This window comes from Nocardia sp. NPDC004168, from assembly GCF_040610355.1.
GTDB classification, from domain to species: Bacteria; Actinomycetota; Actinomycetes; order Mycobacteriales; family Mycobacteriaceae; genus Nocardia; species Nocardia sichangensis.
Genome location: NZ_JBEXME010000028.1, coordinates 1 through 17,345, shown reverse-complemented (window position 1 = coordinate 17,345; position 17,345 = coordinate 1). Strand labels below are relative to the sequence as shown.

The window sequence follows — 17,345 nt, the reverse complement described above, 5'->3', positions numbered from 1 at the left end:
CCGTGCGCGGTCAGGCGCTGACCGGAGTCGCCGTGACGCCGTAACCGAGGTTGGTCAGCACCTCGCTGGTCGCCTTGGCGAAATTGAGCGTGATGAAATGCAGGCAGGGCGCGCCCTCGTCGATCAGCCGCTGGGCGATCTCGGTGGCGATCTCGATGCCCGCCGCCCGCACCGCCGCGGCGTTCTCCTCACCGTCGTCGCCCGCCGCCTTGCGCAGCCGGTCCAGCACGGCGGCGGGCAGCGGCCTGCCACACAGCTCCTCGGCGCGCTGCACCGTGCGCAGCGACGTGATGGGCATCAGCTCCGGAATGATCGGCTTCGCGCCCTCGATCGGGTCGAGCGCGACGAGGCGATCGCGCAGACGCAGATAGTGCTCGACGTCGAAGAACATCTGGGTGATCGAATACTCCGCTCCCGCACGCAGTTTCGCGGCCAGGAACGCGGTGTCGGTCGCCAGGTCCGGCGAGCGGTGGTGGCCCTGCGGGAAGGAGGCCACGCCGACGTGGAAATCGCCGAGGTCGCGCACGATGCGCACCAGCTCCTCGGCGTAGGAGACGCCGTCGGGATGCTTGTGCCACTCGCCGAGGGGGTCACCGGGCGGGTCGCCGCGCAGCACCAGGATGTTGCGGATGCCCGAGTCGGCGTACGCGCCGACCAGCGAGCGCAGCTCCGCGACGCTGTGCTCGACCGCGGTCAGGTGCGCGACCGGCAGCAGCGTCGTCTCCTGCGCCAGCTGCCCGGTCACGCGGACAGTGCGGTCGCGAGTGGAACCGCCCGCGCCGTAGGTCATCGATACGAACGCGGGGTGCATGCACTCGAACTGCCGGACGGCGCGCCACAGCCGCGCTTCGGCGGCGGCGTCGCGCGGCGGATTGAACTCCACGGAGAACGGCACCGCGTGCCCCGCGTGCGCCCGCAGACTCTCCACGACCGACGGTGTGGCGGAGACGTTCGGGTGCGTCCGGGACGCCCGGCCAGGGGTCGAGCCGCCCCGCACGTTGTCGAAAGTCACCGGTTCAGTGTAGAGGTGGCCGGTGGCGGCCCTGTCGGGTCGCTCGGACCCTCCGCGTATTCTTCGCATCGGGCGAGTTGTTCGCCACGCCGAGCGACACGCGCGACTGCCCCTCGCTCGGCCCCGAATCATCCGCAGCGCCCGGGCACCCTCCGCGACCCCGTGCGTCCACCATCCGCACGACCTTGGAGGCTCCTCTGTCCGCCGCAACCGGTACTCAGACGCCGCGCCCAGCGGTGCCGCAGCCGGGCACCCCCGCCTTCGTCACCGCCGTGGAAGACGCCCTGACCCATTTCTTCGCCACCCGCCGCTCGACGACCGAGCGCCTCGGCCCGGTCTTCGTCGAGGCCACCGACGCACTCGAGCAGTTCGTGCTCCGCGGCGGGAAACGCACCCGGCCGGCGTTCGCGTGGACCGGCTGGCTCGGAGCGGGCGGCGATCCGCACGCCCCCGACGCCGCTGCGGTGCTCACCGCGTGCTCCGCGCTCGAGCTCGTCCAGGCGTGCGCGCTGGTCCACGACGACATCATCGACTCCTCCCGCACCCGCCGCCGATTCCCCACCGTGCACGTCGACTTCGAGCAGCGCCACCGCGACCGCGGATGGTCCGGCGACTCGGCGCACTTCGGCGCCAGCGTGGCCATCCTGATCGGAGATCTGGCGCTGTCCTGGGCCGATGACATGGTGCACGCGTCCGGCCTCGCCCCCGCGGCCATCGCCCGGTTCGCGCCGGTGTGGGCCGACATGCGCACCGAGGTGCTCGGCGGCCAGCTGCTCGACATCAGCGGCGAGGCGGGCGGCGACGAATCGGTCGAGGCCGCGCTGCGGATCAACCGCTACAAGACCGCCGCCTACACCGTCGAACGCCCGCTGCATCTCGGCGCCGCGATCGCCGCCGCTGGTCAGGAGCTGATCGAGGCCTACCGCGAGTTCGGCACCGCGATCGGGATCGCCTTCCAGCTGCGCGACGACCTGCTCGGCGTGTTCGGCGATCCGGCGGTCACCGGCAAGCCCTCCGGCGACGACCTGCGCGAGGGCAAGCGCACCGTGCTGCTGGCCGAAGCGCTGCGACGCGCCGACGACGCCGATCCCGCCGCGGCCGCGCTGCTGCGCTCGAGCATCGGCACCGACCTGAGCGCGGAGCAGGTGCAGCGGCTGCGCGCTCTGCTGGTCGAACTCGGCGCGGTCGACGAAGTGGAGCGCCGCATCACCGAACTCACCGACACCGGCCTGGCGGCCATCGAGGCCAGCTCGGCGACGCCCGCGGCCAAGGAACGGCTGCGCGCCATGGCGCTGGCCGCCACCAAGCGTGCCGCGTGAGCGCCACGGCGAGGAGACTCCGATGAGAACCGTTGCGGGACCGACCGATCGCGTCGTGGTGGTCGGTGCGGGACTGGCCGGGCTTTCGGCCGCCCTGTATCTGACCGGTGCGGGTCGCACGGTGACGCTGCTCGAGCGGGCCGACCACCCCGGTGGCCGGGTCGGACGCTACCGGGGCGCCGACTACGACATCGATTCCGGCGCCACCGTCCTCACGCTGCCCGAACTGATCACCGACGCGCTCGCCGCCGTCGGCCGCACCCCGGAGACCTGCGTGCCCCCGCTGCGCATCCACCGGCTGGCTCCTGGCTATCACGCCCGGTTCGCCGACGGCGCCGAGATCAGGGTCTTCGCCGATCCGGACGCGATGGCCGCGGAAGTCGAGCGGGCCTGCGGCCCGGCCGAGGCACGGGGATACCGGCGGCTGCGCGCCTGGCTGGCGCGGGTCTACGCGGCCGAGTTCACCGAGTTCATGGACACCAACTTCGACTCGCCGCTGGATATGGTGCGCGTCCCCGAGAAGCGCCGCGCCCTGGCCGAATTGGTGCGACTCGGCGGCTTCGGCAGGCTCGGTCCCCGGGTGCGCGGGTTCCTGCGGGACCCGCGCCTGGCGCGACTGTTCACCTTCCAGGCGCTCTACGCGGGCATGCCGCCCGCGCGGGCGCTCGCCGTGTACGGCGCGATCCCGCACATGGACACCTCGCTCGGCGTGTATTTCCCCGAGGGCGGGATGCGGGCGATCGCCGCTGCGCTGGCGCAGGCGTTCACCGAGGCGGGCGGCACGCTGGAACTGAACGCCGAAGTGGTCGGGATCGACTACGCGGACCGCCGCGCCCGGCGCGCTCGCACCGCCGACGGGCGTTCGTTCGACTGTGACGCGCTGGTGCTCACCGCAGATCTCGGCTCGCTCGACCGGCTCGGCGTGCGGCCCCGGCGCGGGCTGCGCGCTTCGCCGTCGGCGGTCGTCGCGCACGGCACCGTCCCCGCCGCCGTCGCGGCGGACTGGCCGGTGCGGGCCCACCACACCATCGAGTTCGGGCAGGCCTGGGATCGGACATTCGCCGAGATCACGGCCCGCCGGGGCCACGGCAGGCTGATGAGCGACCCCTCGCTGCTGCTGACCCGGCCCGCGCTGACCGATCCGAGCCTGTTCATCGAACGCGCCGACGGACGTCACGAGCCGTTCTCCCTGCTGGCGCCGTGCCCGAATCTTTCGGCGGCGCCGCTGGACTGGCCGCGTCTCGGCCCCGCCTATCTCCGCGAGCTGCTCGCCGTGCTGGAAGCGCGCGGTTATCGGGGCATCGCCGAGCATTTCGCCGTCGACCGGCTCGACACACCGCGGACGTGGCTCGACCGCGGCATGCTCGCGGGCACACCGTTCTCCGCCGCTCACCTCTTCCGCCAGACCGGTCCCTTCAGGCCGAGCAATTTCCCGCGTTCCAGCGACAACGTGGTTATCGCTGGTTGCGGCACCACTCCTGGTGTGGGCGTGCCGACAGCCATGCTCTCCGGAAAACTGGCGGCAAACCGTATTGCTCGCGCGATCGCGCCCACTTCGCCTGGAACCCCGCGCACCAGCCGGATAGTGTTCGAGGCGACGCCGTAAACTAAGCGCCGACCTATTCGCTCGCGGTTGCGACCGCCGACCATTCGGGGGGACCGACACCAGATGGCATCCCCCGAAACGCGCACCGCAGAGGCCGCCTCCGCCGGTGACGTCCGCTCCTCGTCGCCCGCCTCCGCAGGTCGCGAATCGGCCACCCCTCGCGGTGTCCTGTGGTGGGTCCGCACCTCCGCCGACTTCGCCAGAAGCCCCGAGGGCCATGCCGCACTGCTCGGCTTCTTCGGCGCGATCATGATCATGTTCGGCGGGTTCGGCGCGGGCAGTGTCCGCAAGCGGGACCCGCTGCTCGAAGCCATGCACCTGTCCTGGCTGCGGTTCGGCCACGGCTACGCGCTGTCGACCATCTGCATCTGGATCGGCGTGCTGCTCATGATCACCGCGTGGGTGCGGCTCGGGCGCGCCACGATCGGCACGGGCGACCGGACCGACGCCGAGGTAACGCTGAACGAGTTGCGCGCCATCGTCGGCATCTGGATCGCGCCGCTGTTGTTCGCCGTGCCGATGTTCAGCCGCGACGCCTACTCCTACCTCGCACAGGGCGCGCTGCTGCGCGACGGCTTCGACCCATACCAGGTCGGTCCGGTGGCGAATCCCGGTGTGCTGCTGGACAACGTGAGCCCCGTGTGGACCACCACCACCGCGCCGTACGGCCCGGTGTTCCTGCTGCTCGGGCGCGCGATCACCGCCGTGACCGGCGACAACGTGGTGGCGGGCACCATCGCGATGCGGCTGGTCATGCTGCCCGGCCTGGCGCTGATGATGTGGGCGGTGCCGTATCTGACCAAGCACCTCGGCGGCAAGCCGACCGTCGCGCTGTGGCTGGCGGTGCTCAACCCGCTGGTACTCATCCACCTGATCGGCGGCGTGCACAACGAGATGCTGATGGTCGGCCTGATGTGCGCGGGTATCGCGCTGGTGCTGGAGCGCCACCATGTTGCGGGCATCGTCGTCGTCGCCATCGGCGTGGCCATCAAGGCCACCGCGGGTGTGGCGCTGCCGTTCCTGGTCTGGATCTGGATGTTGCACGAACGCGAACGCCGCGCCGCGCAGCGGGTCGGGCGCGACCCGGCGCACCTGCCCGCCAGTGAGCAACCCGGAGACGCCGCGGAGCCCACCGAGGACATGCCGCATCCCGCACTCATGTTCGGCAAGATCGCGGGGCTCGGTCTGAGCGTGTTCGCGGTCGTCTTCGTCGCCGCCTCGGCCATCGCGGGCGTCGGCATCGGCTGGCTGACGGCGTTGTCCGGGTCCAAGAAGATCATCAACTGGCTGTCGCTGCCGACCGTGATGGCGCACGCGGTCACCTGGATCACCCCGCTGCGGCTGGAATCGGTGCTCGAGGTGACCCGCGCGATGTGCGCGCTGGCCCTGGTCGCGGTGCTCGCGTGGACCTGGTGGCGGTTCCGGCACAGCGAGCGGGAGGCGGTGCTCGGCATCCTCATCGCGTTCGTCGCGATCGTCATCCTGTCGCCCGCCGCACTGCCCTGGTACTACTCGTGGCCGCTGGCGCTGGCCGCCGGGTTCGCCCTGTCCACCACGACGCTGATGGCGCTGGTCGGCTTGTGCACCTGGCTCATGCTGGTCTTCCAGCCGGACGGTTCGATCGGCCTGTACAACTTCTGGCACGTCGTCGCCGCCACCTTCGCCGCGGTCGTGGCGGCGCTGTCGCTGCGCACGGTGGACCCGCTGCGCCTGCGCGCCACGCCGCCGGGCGATGTCGCGGCCACGCCCGGCGAGGCCACCGCTTCGCGCGCCGCCACCCCATGACCGAGGACCGCCTACCGGGTTCCGCGCTGCTGCCGCTCGCCTACCGCGAGTGCAGGCAGATCGCGGCCACCCATGGCCGCACCTATTTCCTGGCCACCCGGCTGCTGTCGGCCGAACGACGACCCGCCGTGCACGCGCTGTACGCGTTCGCGCGCATGGTGGACGACGTCGTCGACCGGGCGGGCCGTCCCGCCGCGGCACACGATCGCGACCCGGCCGCGGAACTCGATCTGATCGAACGGGACCTGCGGGCCGCACTGGAATCGCGCCCCGGCAGCGCGAGCGCGGCACCGCACGCTTCTTCCGCCGACCGGCAGAACGACCGGAGCTGGGAATCGGGTCCGCGGCCGCGCGCCCTCGTCCTGGCGGCGGTCACCCACACCATCCACCGTTATGACATTGCCGCGCAGCACTTCTGGACGTTCCTGGATTCCATGCGAATGGACGCGCCTGGCGCCCCGGCGTTCCGTAATCGCTACGCCACCATGGCGCAGCTGCGCGAATACATGCGCGGCTCGGCGGCCGCGATCGGCTTGCAGCTGCTGCCGGTGCTCGGCACGGTCGTCCCGGTGTCCGCGGCCGAGCCCGCCGCCGCCGCGCTGGGCGAGGCGTTCCAGCTGACCAACTTCCTGCGCGACGTCGCGGAGGATCTCGACCGCGACCGCGTCTACCTGCCCGCCGACGCCCTCGCCGCGTTCGGCGTCGACGACGCCCTGCTGTTCGAATGTCGCCGCACCGGCCGGACCGATCCGCGCGTCCGACGTGCCCTCGCCCACCTCATCGCGGTCAACCGCGACCTCTACCGCCGCGCCGAACCCGGCATCGACCTGCTCGAACCGCGAGTACGCCCCGCCATCCGCACCGCGGCCACCCTCTACTCGGACATCCTGCACCACATCGAGCGCAGCGACTACGCCGTCTTCGGCCACCGCGCGGTAGTCCCCCGCCACCACCGCCTCCGCATAGCCGCCACCGAATTCACCACCGCCACACTCCGTGGCCGCCTCACCCGCTGACCACGGCCCCGATTCTTTCGGCACTGGTCCGATTGCAGCTTCACGATCCATCCCTCCTCCGAGCGACGGCCCGGACAAGACGCCACCATCAGCGCCCCGCCACCGCCAACGAGGCCTCGCCCTGTCCAACGTAAGAGCACCAGCCCAACCTCCGAGCGCGGCCGAACCGACACGCCGCGCCGCGGTGCCCCCAGCGAGGACCTCCAGGCCGCTCGGCAACCGCGAAACCCCTGGTAGCGACGTCACCACCCGACACAACCACACACACCTCGACCACAGGATCCGAGCGACGCGACACCGAGCACCACCACGCAAGCTCAACAGAACAGGCACAGCAGCCGCACCGATGCCACCCCACGGAAATCAGCCCTGCGACAACCGCGAAACCCCTGGTAGCGAGGTCACCGCCCGACGCACACCAGCTCAACCACAGGATTCGAGCGAAGCGAGACCGAGCCTGTTCCGTTCGCGGCCGCGCGGCCAAAAACTCAGAACGGATCCGCGGCGGCCCGGCGCAGGACTTCGCGGGCAAGGGGCCCGTGCAGGGCGTCGACCGGCTTGCCGGGCAGGGTGTCGTCGTCGGTGAAGATCCACTCCAGGATCTCCTCGTCGGTGTACTTGGCGTCGCGCATCACGGTGATCAGGCCCGGCAGCGGCTTCACGACCGCGCCGGTGTCGTCGAAGAACCGCTCGGGGACACCCGCCACGCCTTCTCTGCGGACGGCGATCAATTGATGGTCGCGCAACATCTGGTGCACCCGGGTTACCACAAGCCCGAGTCGCTCGGCCACCTCCGGCAGCGACACCAGGGTCACCGACTGCGGAAGGACGTCGTCACTGCAGGGAAATGCACTCACCCGGACAACGGTAGACGGTCGCGCGCCGCACGTCGTGAGACACCCGGGGTGGTGCGAGTCGATACCATCGTGGGGGCCGCACGGAGCGGCTGACTTTGTGAAAGCCGGAGGACTTCTCTTGATCGGCCAGATGCTGGAAGGGCGCTATCGGATCGATGCGCCGATCGCCCGCGGCGGAATGTCGATGGTCTTCCGCGGGGTCGACACCCGCCTGGACCGGCCGGTCGCCATCAAGGTGATGGATCCGAAGTTCGCGGGCGACCCCCAGTTCCTGTCCCGATTCGAGTTCGAGGCGCGCGCGGTCGCCAAACTCAAGCATCCTTCTCTGGTCGCGGTGTACGACCAGGGCATCGACGGCGATCACCCCTTCCTGATCATGGAGCTGGTCGAGGGCGGCACGCTGCGCGAGTTGCTGCGCGAACGCGGCCCGATGCCGCCGCACGCCGTGCGCGCTGTCGCCGAACCCGTACTCGCGGCCATCGGCGTCGCGCACTCCGCGGGACTGGTGCACCGCGACATCAAGCCGGAGAACGTGTTGATCTCCGACGCGGGCGAGGTGAAGATCGCCGATTTCGGTCTGGTGCGCGCGGTGGCGGCGGCGAACACCACATCGGCGAGCGTCATCCTCGGCACCGCCGCCTATCTGTCGCCCGAGCAGGTCACCAGCGGCTCCGCCGACTCGCGCAGCGACGTCTACTCCTTCGGCGTGCTGATCTTCGAGTTGCTCACCGGCCGGGTTCCGTTCACCGGCGACACGTCGATCTCGGTGGCCTATCAACGCATCGAGAACGATGTGCCGAGTCCGAGCGCTTTCATCTCCGGGGTACCGCCCGAGTTCGACGAACTGGTCGCCAAGGCGACCGCGCGCGAACCCGCGCACCGGTTCGCGGACGCGAACGAGATGGCGGCCGCGCTGCGGCTGATCGGCGCCGAGCTGCGGCTACCCGCCTATCGGGTGCCCACGCCGCAGGACTCCGCCGAGCATCTCAGCGCAGGCTACCGAGCCGTGCAGCCGGATCGCGACGACCAGCCTGGCTTCGCCGGGGCGTCTGCCCACCCGCCGCAGCCGGTGCAGCACACCCGAGTGGTCACCGCCCAGCGGCCCCGCATCGACCACGACGCGCCGGATGCCTACGACCGGCCGCAACCGGTGCGCCAAGCGCATCCCGCGGCGCCGTATCCGCCCTATTCCGACGACATCAACCGCTCGCGGCGCACGGTCTGGGTGTGGGTGGCCATCGTCGCGGTGCTCACCCTGCTGGTCGGCATCGGCGGCTGGTGGCTCGGTGTCGGTCGCTATTCTGCGGTGCCACCCATCGCGGGGCTGGACACCGACAAGGCGGTCGCCACCCTGCAGAATGCCGGCTTCGAGACCGAGATCCGCCAGAAGGCGTCGGACGCGATCCCGGTCGGCGGCGTGGTCGGCAGCGACCCTTCGGCCGGATCCAAGATCACCAAAGGGTCGACGGTCGCCGTCCTGGTCTCCAACGGCAAGCCGAAGGTACCGGACGTCAAAGCGGGTGACCAGGTGTCGAAGGTCAACCAGTTGATCCGGGACAACGGCCTGCAACCGGTCGACGCGGGCGAAGTGTCCAATACCGCGCCCAAGGGGACGGTCGCCCGGGTGGAACCGAACCCGGGGACCGTGCTGCCTCTCGGCGCGCAGGTGAAGGTATACCGCAGCAAGGGTTCCCAACCGGTGAAGGTTCCCGACGTGCGCGGCAAGTCGACCGACGAAGCCACCAAGATCCTCACCGCCGCCGGCATCGCGGTGCGTGAGTCCAAACCTCAGTTCGACCGCAGCGTCGAGGCGGACAAGGCCATCGGCACCCAGCCGGGCGCGGGCGCAACCATCCAATCGGGCGACGGCGTCGTCCTGCTGATCTCCAACGCTTTGAAGATGCCCGACGTCCGCGGGTGGACCGTGGCCAACGCCCGCGCCAAGCTGGAGAGCCTCGGTTTGCGGGTCGAGGTGAAGCAGTTGGCGCGCGCGGACAGCTCCCTGGTGGTCTCACAGACTCCGGCCATCGGGGTCAACCTGGAGGCGGGCGACACGGTCACCATCGTGGCCCTTCCCTAGCGGGAAGCGCACCGGCCGCGGGTCAGGGAAGACCGCGCGGCCGGGGATCGGACCTCAGCGCAGCATTTCGGCGACGAGGAACGCCAACTCCAGCGACTGCTGAGTGTTCAGCCTGGGGTCGCAGGCGGTCTCGTAGCGGCCGGACAGATCGAGGTCGGAGATGTCCTGGGCGCCGCCGAGGCATTCGGTGACGTCCTCTCCGGTGAGTTCGATGTGCATGCCGCCGGGATGCGTGCCGAGCGCGTGGTGCACCTCGAAGAAGCCCTGCACCTCGTCGACGATGCGGTCGAAGTGGCGGGTCTTGAAGCCGGTGGACGACTCGTGGGTGTTGCCGTGCATCGGGTCGCACTGCCAGATCACCTGGTGACCGGTGGCCTGCACCTTCTCGATGATCGGCGGCAGCACGTCGCGGACCTTGCTGTGGCCCATGCGGGACACGATGGTCAGCCGGCCCGGCTCGTTGTTCGGGTCGAGCCGCTCGACGTACTCCACGGCCTGCTCGGGCGTGGTGGACGGGCCGATCTTCAGGCCGATCGGGTTGGCCAGCAGTTCCGCGAATGCGATGTGCGCGCCGTCGAGCTGGCGGGTGCGCTCGCCGATCCAGAGGAAGTGCGCCGACAGGTTGTAGAGCACCGGCTCGCCGATCGCGTTCTCGCTCAGGCGCAGCATGGCGCGCTCGTAGTCCAGCACGAGCGCTTCGTGGCTGGCGTAGATGCGGGCCGACTTCAGGCTCGGGTCGTTCACCCGGCACGCGGTCATGAACCTCAAGCCGCGGTCGATCTCCTCGGCCAGCGCCTCGTAGCGCGCGCCAGCGGGCGATTTGGCCACGAAGTCACGGTTCCAGTCGTGCACCTTGTGCAGGTCGGCCATGCCCGCGCCGGTCAGCGCGCGCACCAGGTTCATCGCGGCGCTCGCGTTGGCGTAGGCCCGGACCAAGCGCGACGGGTCGTGCTCGCGCAGCGCGGCGTCGGCGACCAGCGAGTTCACCATGTCGCCGCGGTAGGACTTGAGCCCGCGCGAATCGGTGTCCGAGGAGCGCGGTTTGGCGTACTGGCCCGCGATCCGCGCGACCTTCACCACCGGCAGGCTCGCGCCGTAGGTGAGCACCACCGCCATTTGCAGAAGAGTACGAATATTGCCGCGAATGTGCGGCTCGGTGTTGTCGGCGAAGGTCTCCGCGCAGTCGCCGCCCTGCAGGAGGAACGCTTCACCGCGGGCCACCTCGGCCAGCTGGCCACGCAGCTCCTCCACCTCGGCGGGCACGCAAATCGGCGGGACGCTCTCCAGCACTGTGCGCATGTTGGCCGCCTGCTCCGGATCCCAGGACGGCTGCTGCAGCGCGGGCCGCGCCAGCGCGTCGTCCAACCGCCTGCGCAGCTCGGTGGGCAGCGGCGGCAGTTCCGGCAGGCGATCGATGGGTACGTCGACGGTCCAGTTCACGAGTTCAGAATACGGACCGCACGCCCCGTGGGGACACCCAGTCCCAGGGCTGGAATCGCTCCACCCAGGGTGAATGTGTTCTGCCCAGCGGGTGCCGCCGCGGAGCAAGACCGTGTGGTTCGATTTGTCGTCTTCAGCGCCATCGCGGAATTCGAGGATTTTCGGTTGCCCGACTCGATACCGGCGATATGACGAAAATCCATTTCCGAAGGATTCTTCTATCCAGTTTCCAGGGCAGGATTCTCTCCTTGCCACACGGCCCTCGCGCTCGTACCCTCCGTGCACGACCTTCTACACTGCATACGAGAACACCAGCCATTCCGCACCCAATTGCTGCCGAAATCCCTGCCAGCGCAGATATCAGAGAGGCACCGTGCTTGAGATATTTTTATGACTGCGAATTCATCGAGGACGGAGTGACCATCGATCTGGTCTCCATCGGCGTCGTCTGCGAGGACGGCCGGGAGTACTACGCGGTGTCCACCGAATTCGATGCCGAACGTGCGGGGCCCTGGGTGCGCAAATTCGTACTGCCGCAGCTGCCTTCGCCCTCCTCTCCGCTGTGGCGCAGCCGCGACCGGATCCGCGACGAGCTGTACGCGTTCCTGGTGCCGCGGCCGACCGTGCAGCCGGAGTTGTGGGCCTGGGTGTCCGCCTACGATCACGTCGCCCTGTGCCAGTTGTGGGGCTCGATGGTCGATCTGCCCAACGCGCTGCCGCGCTACACCAATGAATTGCGTCAGCACTGGGAGTCGCACGGCCGTCCCGAACTTCCGCCGATCCCGCCGGACGCGCACGACGCGCTCGCCGACGCCCGGCACAACCTCGCCAAATTCGAGGCAATCGAGGCCGCACGCCGCGCGGCGCCACGCCTCTGACATAGGCGGCATAGACGCGAAAAGGCCCCAAGTCGTATTCGACTCGGGGCTTTCCGTGGCCGGGGCGTCAGTGGCCGTGCTTGCCGTTCGCCGCCTCCTGCGCCTGCTGCAGCACCTTCAGCTGCTTGTGCTCTTCGGCGTGCTCGATCTCGAAGTGCCGATCGCTCTCCTCCTGCGGATCCGCGCGCAGGAAGCTGCCGGTGCCGGGCTTGCCGGCCGAACCCAGCTTGCTCATCTTCTTCGGCACGGGCGCGCCCTGGTACTCCAGCGGGATCGGGTGGCCGTGGTCGTCGACCGGGCCGAGCGGCTGGTGCACCTCGATGTACTCGCCGTGCGGCAGGCGCTTGATCACACCGGTCTCGATACCGTGCTCGAGCACCGCCCGGTCGCTGCGCTGCAGGCCGAGGCAGAACCGGTAGGTGAGGTAGTACGCCACCGGCGGGGCGACGAGCAGTCCGATGCGGCCGATCCAGGTGGTCGCGTTCAGCGAGATGTCGAACTTCAGCGCGAGGATGTCGTTGACGCACGACAGCGTGAGCACCACATAGAACGCGATGGCCATCGCGCCGATCGCGGTCCGGACCGGGACGTCACGCGGACGCTGCAACAGGTTGTGATGCGCGGCGTTGTCGCCGGTGAGCCGCTTCTCGATCCACGGGTAGGCGATCAGCACCGTGAACACCAGACCCATGATCAGCGCGACCCAGAAGACGGCGGGCACGGTGTAGCGGCCCAGGTACAGCTCCCACGGCGGCATCAATCGCGCCATGCCGTCGGTCCACATCATGTAGAAGTCCGGCTGCGAACCCGCCGACACCTGCGACGGGTTGTACGGACCCAGGTTCCAGATCGGGTTGATCTGGAACACGCCACCCATGATGCCCACGATGCCGAGGGTGAAGGCGAAGAACGCGCCTTGGTCGGCGGCGAACACCGGCACGATTCGGGCGCCCACCACGTTGTTCTCCGTGCGGCCGGGCCCGGGGAACTGGGTGTGCTTCTGGTACCACACCAGCGCCACGTGCGCGGCGATCAACGCCAGGATGATGCCGGGGAACAACAGCACGTGCGCGATGTAGAGCCGCGGAATGATGATCTCGCCGGGGAAGTCACCGCCGAAGATCAGCCAGTGCATCCAGGTACCGACGATCGGGATGCTCATGGTGATACCGCCGAACGCGGCCCGCAGGCCGGTGCCGGAGAGCAGGTCGTCGGGCAGCGAGTAACCGAAGAAGCCCTCGAACATCGCCAGGATCAGCAGCAGCGAGCCGATCACCCAGTTCGCCTCACGCGGCTTGCGGAACGCGCCGGTGAAGAAGATACGGAACAGGTGGATGATGATCGACGCCGCGAACAGCAGGGCCGCCCAGTGGTGGACCTGCCGGACGAACAGACCGCCGCGGACCTCGAAGGTGATGTTCAGCGCGGTCTCGTAGGCGCGCGACATGGTCACGCCGCGCAGCGGCTGGTAGGCGCCGTTGTAGACGACCTCGCTCATCGAGGGATCGAAGAACAAGGTCAGGTAGACGCCCGACAGCAGCAGGATGATGAAGCTGTAGAGCGCGATCTCGCCGAGCAGGAACGACCAATGCGTCGGGAAGACCTTGTTGATCGACCGCTTCATGAACGCGGCGGCGCGGTAGCGCTCGTCCGCCTCGCTGGCTTGGGCTGCGACTGAAGGACTCATGAACGGCGCTCCCAGTAGGCCGGGCCGAGCGGCTCGATGAAGTCGCCGTTGGCGACCAGGAAGCCCTCAGCGTTGACGGTGATCGGCAGCTGCGGCAGCGCGCGAGCGGCGGGACCGAAGACCGGCTTGCCCCACTCGGTCGCGGAGAACTGCGACTGGTGGCAGGGGCACAGGATCCGGTTGGTCTGCTGCTCGAACAGCGAGGTCGGGCAGCCGAGGTGGGTGCAGATCTTCGAGTAGGCGAAGTAGTCGCCGTAGTTGAAGCTCTCCTGACCCTTGCGCTTGATCGCCTTCTGCGCGTCCTCGGTACGCAGGCGGATCAGCATGACGGCGTTGCGGATGCCGCGCAGCGACTGCAGGGTCGCGTGCTCGTCACCGCGCCACTTCTCCTTCCAGGGGAACACCGTCTCCATGGCGCCCGCGTCCAGGTCCTCCGGACGCACCAGCACCACGTCCTCCGGGCGACCGGTGTCGCGGCGGATGTAGATGGTCTCGCCCGGGTAGTCCGGGGTCCAGCCGGAGACCCACAGCGGCGACTTGTCGCCCTTGGCCCACGGGTTCTTGATCAGACCGCCGACGAACACCAGCAGCGCGCCGACGCCGAGTACGCCCACGCCCGCGCCCGCGGTGCGGGTGATCATCTTGCGGCGGCCGAGCGTGGAGGTGTCCAGCGCGTCCTGCAGCTCGGCGACCAGGGTGCGGCGCTCGACCTCCGGCGACGGACCGTCGTGCCGCTCCTGGATGGAGAGTTCGGCGGGGATGAACAGCTTGCGGATCAGCACCACCGCGACGCCGATGACCAGCACCGAGATGCCGAAGGTCAGGCCGACCAGCGGGGTGAACAGCGAGTAGAGCCCGTGGCCCTCCTCGTCCTTGGCCTTGAACTCCCACGGCCAGAACAGGAACACACCGACCAGCGCCGCGGCCGCGATGCCGGACACGGCGAACCAGAAGGTGACCGCGCGCTCGGCGCGCTTCTCCGCCCGGGTCCCGGGGATCGGGAAGCGCTCGCGGCGGTAGGCGACGTCGACGCCGTCGCGCTCGGTACCGAGCTTGACCAGCTCGTCGCGCGACATCTTGTCGAGGTCCGCCTCGGTGGGCTCCGCCGGGTTGGCGTTCACCGACTGCTCCTTCGACAGATGCGCGTCGTGGCCCTCATCCGGCCGACCCATGTCGTCTCGCTCCTTCTCGCTATTGCTCATGACCTGGATCCGATCCACATCGCGGCGCCGACGACGAGCGTGATGCCGACCACCCAGATGGCCAGGCCCTCGGTCGCGGGACCGAACCCGCCGAGATCCCAGCCGCCCGGGCTGTGCTCCTCGGTCGCGTTCTTGACGTAGGCGATGATGTCGCGCTTCTCCTCCGCGCTCAGCTGGCGATCGGAGAACTTCGGCATGTTCTGCGGGCCGGTGATCATCGCGGCGTAGATCTGCTGCTCGCTCGCCGGTTCCAGCGGCGGCGCGAACTTACCGGAGGACAGCGCGCCGCCGCGTCCGGTGAAGTTGTGGCAGGACGCGCAGTTCATGCGGAACAGCTCCGAGCCGCGGGCGATGTCGTCGCCGCGCATCGACTCCTGGGCGACCTCGCCGTTGGCGTCGCGGACCACGGTCGGACCGCCGCCGTGGGCAGCCACGAACGCGCTCAGCGCGTCGGTCTGGTGGGCGTCGAACTTCGGCGGCTTGCGCTGCGCCTGGGCCTCGTTACGGGCCATCGGCATGCGGCCGGAGGACACCTGGAAGTAGACCGCGGCCTCGCCGACGCCGATCAGGCTGGGACCACGGTCGGCCACACCCTGCAGGTTCGCGCCGTGGCAGGTGATGCAGGACGTGTCGTAGAGCTGCTCGCCCTCGCGGATGAGCGCGGACTGGTCCTCGTGCGCGGTGGCCCGCTGCGGGTCCGGCGTGAGGGCCGATGCCAGGAAGCCTGCTCCGACGAGGCCCACCAGCAGCGCAAGTCCGCCCGCGATGCGACGGCGAACGCGCCGCTGCCTGCGCGTCTTGCTGGCCTGGCCGTTCCCGGGGCTGGCGGGCTCTGGCGCTGACGGGGGAGATGAACTCATCTGTGTCCCTTTGGAGTAGACGGAACCGACTTGTGCGAAAGATCTCGGGTCGCGCCGCGCCCGCCGAGGCGGCGCGGCGACCACGATCAGCGGACGAAGTAGATCGTGGCGAACAACCCGATCCACACGATGTCGACGAAGTGCCAGTAGTAGGAGACGACGATCGCGGCGGTGGCCTGCGCGGGGGTGAACTTGCTGACCTTGGTGCGCATGAGCAGGAACACGAACGCGATCAGACCGCCGATGACGTGCAGACCGTGGAAGCCGGTGGTGATGAAGAACACCGAGCCGTAGGAGCTGCTGGAGATCGTGGTGCCCTCGTGCGCGAGGTTCATGTACTCGTAGCCTTGGCCGCCGACGAAGAACGCGCCCATGATCAGAGTGATGACGTACCAGCGGCGCAGGCCGAACACGTCGCCCTTCTCCGCGGCGAACACGCCCATCTGGCAGGTGAACGACGACGCGACCAGCACGGTCGTGACCGGCACTGCGAGCTTCAGGTTCAGCTCGGTCGGCTCCGGCGGCCAGTTACCGTGCGCCTGGGCGCGGGCGACGAAGTACATCGCGAACAGGCCGGCGAAGAACATCAGCTCGCTCGACAGCCAGATGATGGTACCGACGCTGACCATGTTGGGCCGGTTCAGCGAATGCACACGCTGGGTAATGGCCGATCCTGGGGTCCCTACTGCGGTCGTCACGGGGGTAAGTATGACTCGTCGTAGTACGACGGCAGTAGCCGGGTACGAAACTCGTTCCTCCGTGTCGGAAAACGCAGGGAGAGCGGGCTCTCGACCAGGCAGGGCCGGTACGAGCCGGATGCGCGAACCGGGAACGAGTCGCACGCGCGGACGAACGCCCGGCCAGCATGACAGGCGAGGGTAAGGAGAAGCTGAGATGAAGGTGAAGGCGACGCCGGGACTGTGGCGACGACTGTTCCGGCGGGACCGGGACACCGCTCTCGACCCGGACCGGGCGGACCTGGTCGTGGTCGCGTCGAGCTTCGACGACGCGGAGGCGTGTTCGGCCGCGCTGGCGCGCGCGACGGGGCTGGCACCGGATGCTCCCGCCGTGCTGCGGCATCACCTGCGCATCCCGCCCCGGCACGTACAGGCCGTCTGCGCGATCGCCGCGCAGGACGGCTACTCCCCCGCACCGCAGGTGAGCGGCCCGGGCACCGACGAGTTCGAGCCGCTGATCCTGCGGCGCGTGCAACTGCTCGACGCCCTGCACTGCTCCCAGGAGCGCTCCCGCATGGCCGGTCTCGCCCAACGCCACGACGGCCACGCCGACGGCTGGGACGCCCTGCAACCGAGCCCACAGCCGTAACAGCCCCGCCGACCCGGGTTCCCCGACGACTCCGGCAGCGACAACTCGCACGTGTGACGAAGCCGTGGCCGAGCGAACACAACTCCCGAACCGCGCGCCCCGCCCGACTTCGACCACCAACGCGCCCAGCGCACCCCAGCCACGTCTTTCGAGCGAAGCGAGACCGAGCATCCGCCGTTCGCGGCCCGGCTCGCGTGTGCGCGGCCACCGCGTAGGCGACACAGTGAATCCCATTGCCGATGGCTACCACTCGATCACCTGTTTCCTCGCGGTCGGC

At 69.4% G+C, this 17,345-nt stretch carries 14 protein-coding genes; 7 read left to right on the top strand and 7 right to left on the bottom strand.

Annotated elements, in window-relative coordinates; all coding sequences use genetic code 11:
* Positions 1-10: 10 nt before the first annotated feature.
* The gene (locus ABZW96_RS31430; protein WP_355079598.1) at positions 11-1,012 is read right to left on the bottom strand and encodes a methylenetetrahydrofolate reductase; all 1,002 of its coding nucleotides are present in this window, start codon (positions 1,010-1,012) and stop codon (positions 11-13) included.
* A gap of 236 nt (positions 1,013-1,248) precedes the next feature.
* Between ABZW96_RS31430 and ABZW96_RS31425 the strand changes: the two genes are divergently transcribed.
* The 4 genes from ABZW96_RS31425 to ABZW96_RS31410 all read left to right on the top strand — a co-directional run bounded on the left by ABZW96_RS31425 (position 1,249) and on the right by ABZW96_RS31410 (position 6,738).
* On the top strand, positions 1,249-2,331 hold the full coding sequence (locus tag ABZW96_RS31425) for a polyprenyl synthetase family protein (RefSeq protein ID WP_355079689.1): 1,083 nt from the start codon (positions 1,249-1,251) through the stop codon (positions 2,329-2,331).
* Positions 2,332-2,353: 22 nt separating this feature from the next.
* Entirely contained in the window at positions 2,354-3,937 is a 1,584-nt protein-coding gene (crtI, locus tag ABZW96_RS31420; protein ID WP_355079597.1) for a phytoene desaturase family protein, read from the top strand.
* A gap of 63 nt (positions 3,938-4,000) precedes the next feature.
* Positions 4,001-5,722 carry an alpha-(1->6)-mannopyranosyltransferase A gene (locus ABZW96_RS31415; protein WP_355079595.1) on the top strand — a complete coding sequence of 574 codons (1,722 nt, stop codon included), beginning with the start codon at positions 4,001-4,003 and terminating at the stop codon, positions 5,720-5,722.
* Entirely contained in the window at positions 5,719-6,738 is a 1,020-nt protein-coding gene (locus ABZW96_RS31410; RefSeq protein ID WP_355079593.1) for a phytoene/squalene synthase family protein, read from the top strand. The genes ABZW96_RS31415 and ABZW96_RS31410 overlap by 4 nt, the downstream gene beginning before the upstream one ends.
* Before the next feature lie 488 nt (positions 6,739-7,226).
* Here ABZW96_RS31410 and ABZW96_RS31405 read toward each other — a convergent pair whose 3' ends face one another.
* Positions 7,227-7,595 (bottom strand): Rv2175c family DNA-binding protein, encoded by a 369-nt coding sequence (locus ABZW96_RS31405; RefSeq protein ID WP_355079591.1) that lies wholly within the window; start codon positions 7,593-7,595, stop codon positions 7,227-7,229.
* A 118-nt stretch (positions 7,596-7,713) separates the two neighbouring features.
* On the opposite strand from ABZW96_RS31405, the gene pknB reads away from it, so the two are divergent.
* The gene (gene pknB, locus ABZW96_RS31400; RefSeq protein ID WP_355079589.1) at positions 7,714-9,675 is read left to right on the top strand and encodes a Stk1 family PASTA domain-containing Ser/Thr kinase; all 1,962 of its coding nucleotides are present in this window, start codon (positions 7,714-7,716) and stop codon (positions 9,673-9,675) included.
* A gap of 54 nt (positions 9,676-9,729) precedes the next feature.
* Here pknB and ABZW96_RS31395 read toward each other — a convergent pair whose 3' ends face one another.
* On the bottom strand, positions 9,730-11,115 hold the full coding sequence (locus ABZW96_RS31395) for a class II 3-deoxy-7-phosphoheptulonate synthase (protein WP_355079587.1): 1,386 nt from the start codon (positions 11,113-11,115) through the stop codon (positions 9,730-9,732).
* Positions 11,116-11,492: 377 nt separating this feature from the next.
* On the opposite strand from ABZW96_RS31395, the gene ABZW96_RS31390 reads away from it, so the two are divergent.
* Positions 11,493-11,993 carry a polyadenylate-specific 3'-exoribonuclease AS gene (locus ABZW96_RS31390; protein ID WP_355079585.1) on the top strand — a complete coding sequence of 167 codons (501 nt, stop codon included), beginning with the start codon at positions 11,493-11,495 and terminating at the stop codon, positions 11,991-11,993.
* 67 nt (positions 11,994-12,060) lie between these two features.
* Here ABZW96_RS31390 and ABZW96_RS31385 read toward each other — a convergent pair whose 3' ends face one another.
* The 4 genes from ABZW96_RS31385 to ABZW96_RS31370 all read right to left on the bottom strand — a co-directional run bounded on the left by ABZW96_RS31385 (position 12,061) and on the right by ABZW96_RS31370 (position 16,440).
* A complete protein-coding gene (locus ABZW96_RS31385) occupies positions 12,061-13,680 on the bottom strand; it encodes a ubiquinol-cytochrome c reductase cytochrome b subunit (protein WP_355079583.1) in 1,620 nt (539 codons plus the stop codon).
* Entirely contained in the window at positions 13,677-14,852 is a 1,176-nt protein-coding gene (locus ABZW96_RS31380) for a ubiquinol-cytochrome c reductase iron-sulfur subunit (RefSeq protein ID WP_355079687.1), read from the bottom strand. The genes ABZW96_RS31385 and ABZW96_RS31380 overlap by 4 nt, the downstream gene beginning before the upstream one ends.
* Before the next feature lie 26 nt (positions 14,853-14,878).
* The gene (locus ABZW96_RS31375) at positions 14,879-15,742 is read right to left on the bottom strand and encodes a cytochrome c (protein ID WP_355079581.1); all 864 of its coding nucleotides are present in this window, start codon (positions 15,740-15,742) and stop codon (positions 14,879-14,881) included.
* A gap of 86 nt (positions 15,743-15,828) precedes the next feature.
* On the bottom strand, positions 15,829-16,440 hold the full coding sequence (locus ABZW96_RS31370) for a heme-copper oxidase subunit III (protein WP_039797061.1): 612 nt from the start codon (positions 16,438-16,440) through the stop codon (positions 15,829-15,831).
* 196 nt (positions 16,441-16,636) lie between these two features.
* Between ABZW96_RS31370 and ABZW96_RS31365 the strand changes: the two genes are divergently transcribed.
* Entirely contained in the window at positions 16,637-17,068 is a 432-nt protein-coding gene (locus ABZW96_RS31365; protein WP_355079579.1) for a hypothetical protein, read from the top strand.
* The last annotated feature ends 277 nt before the right edge of the window (positions 17,069-17,345 follow it).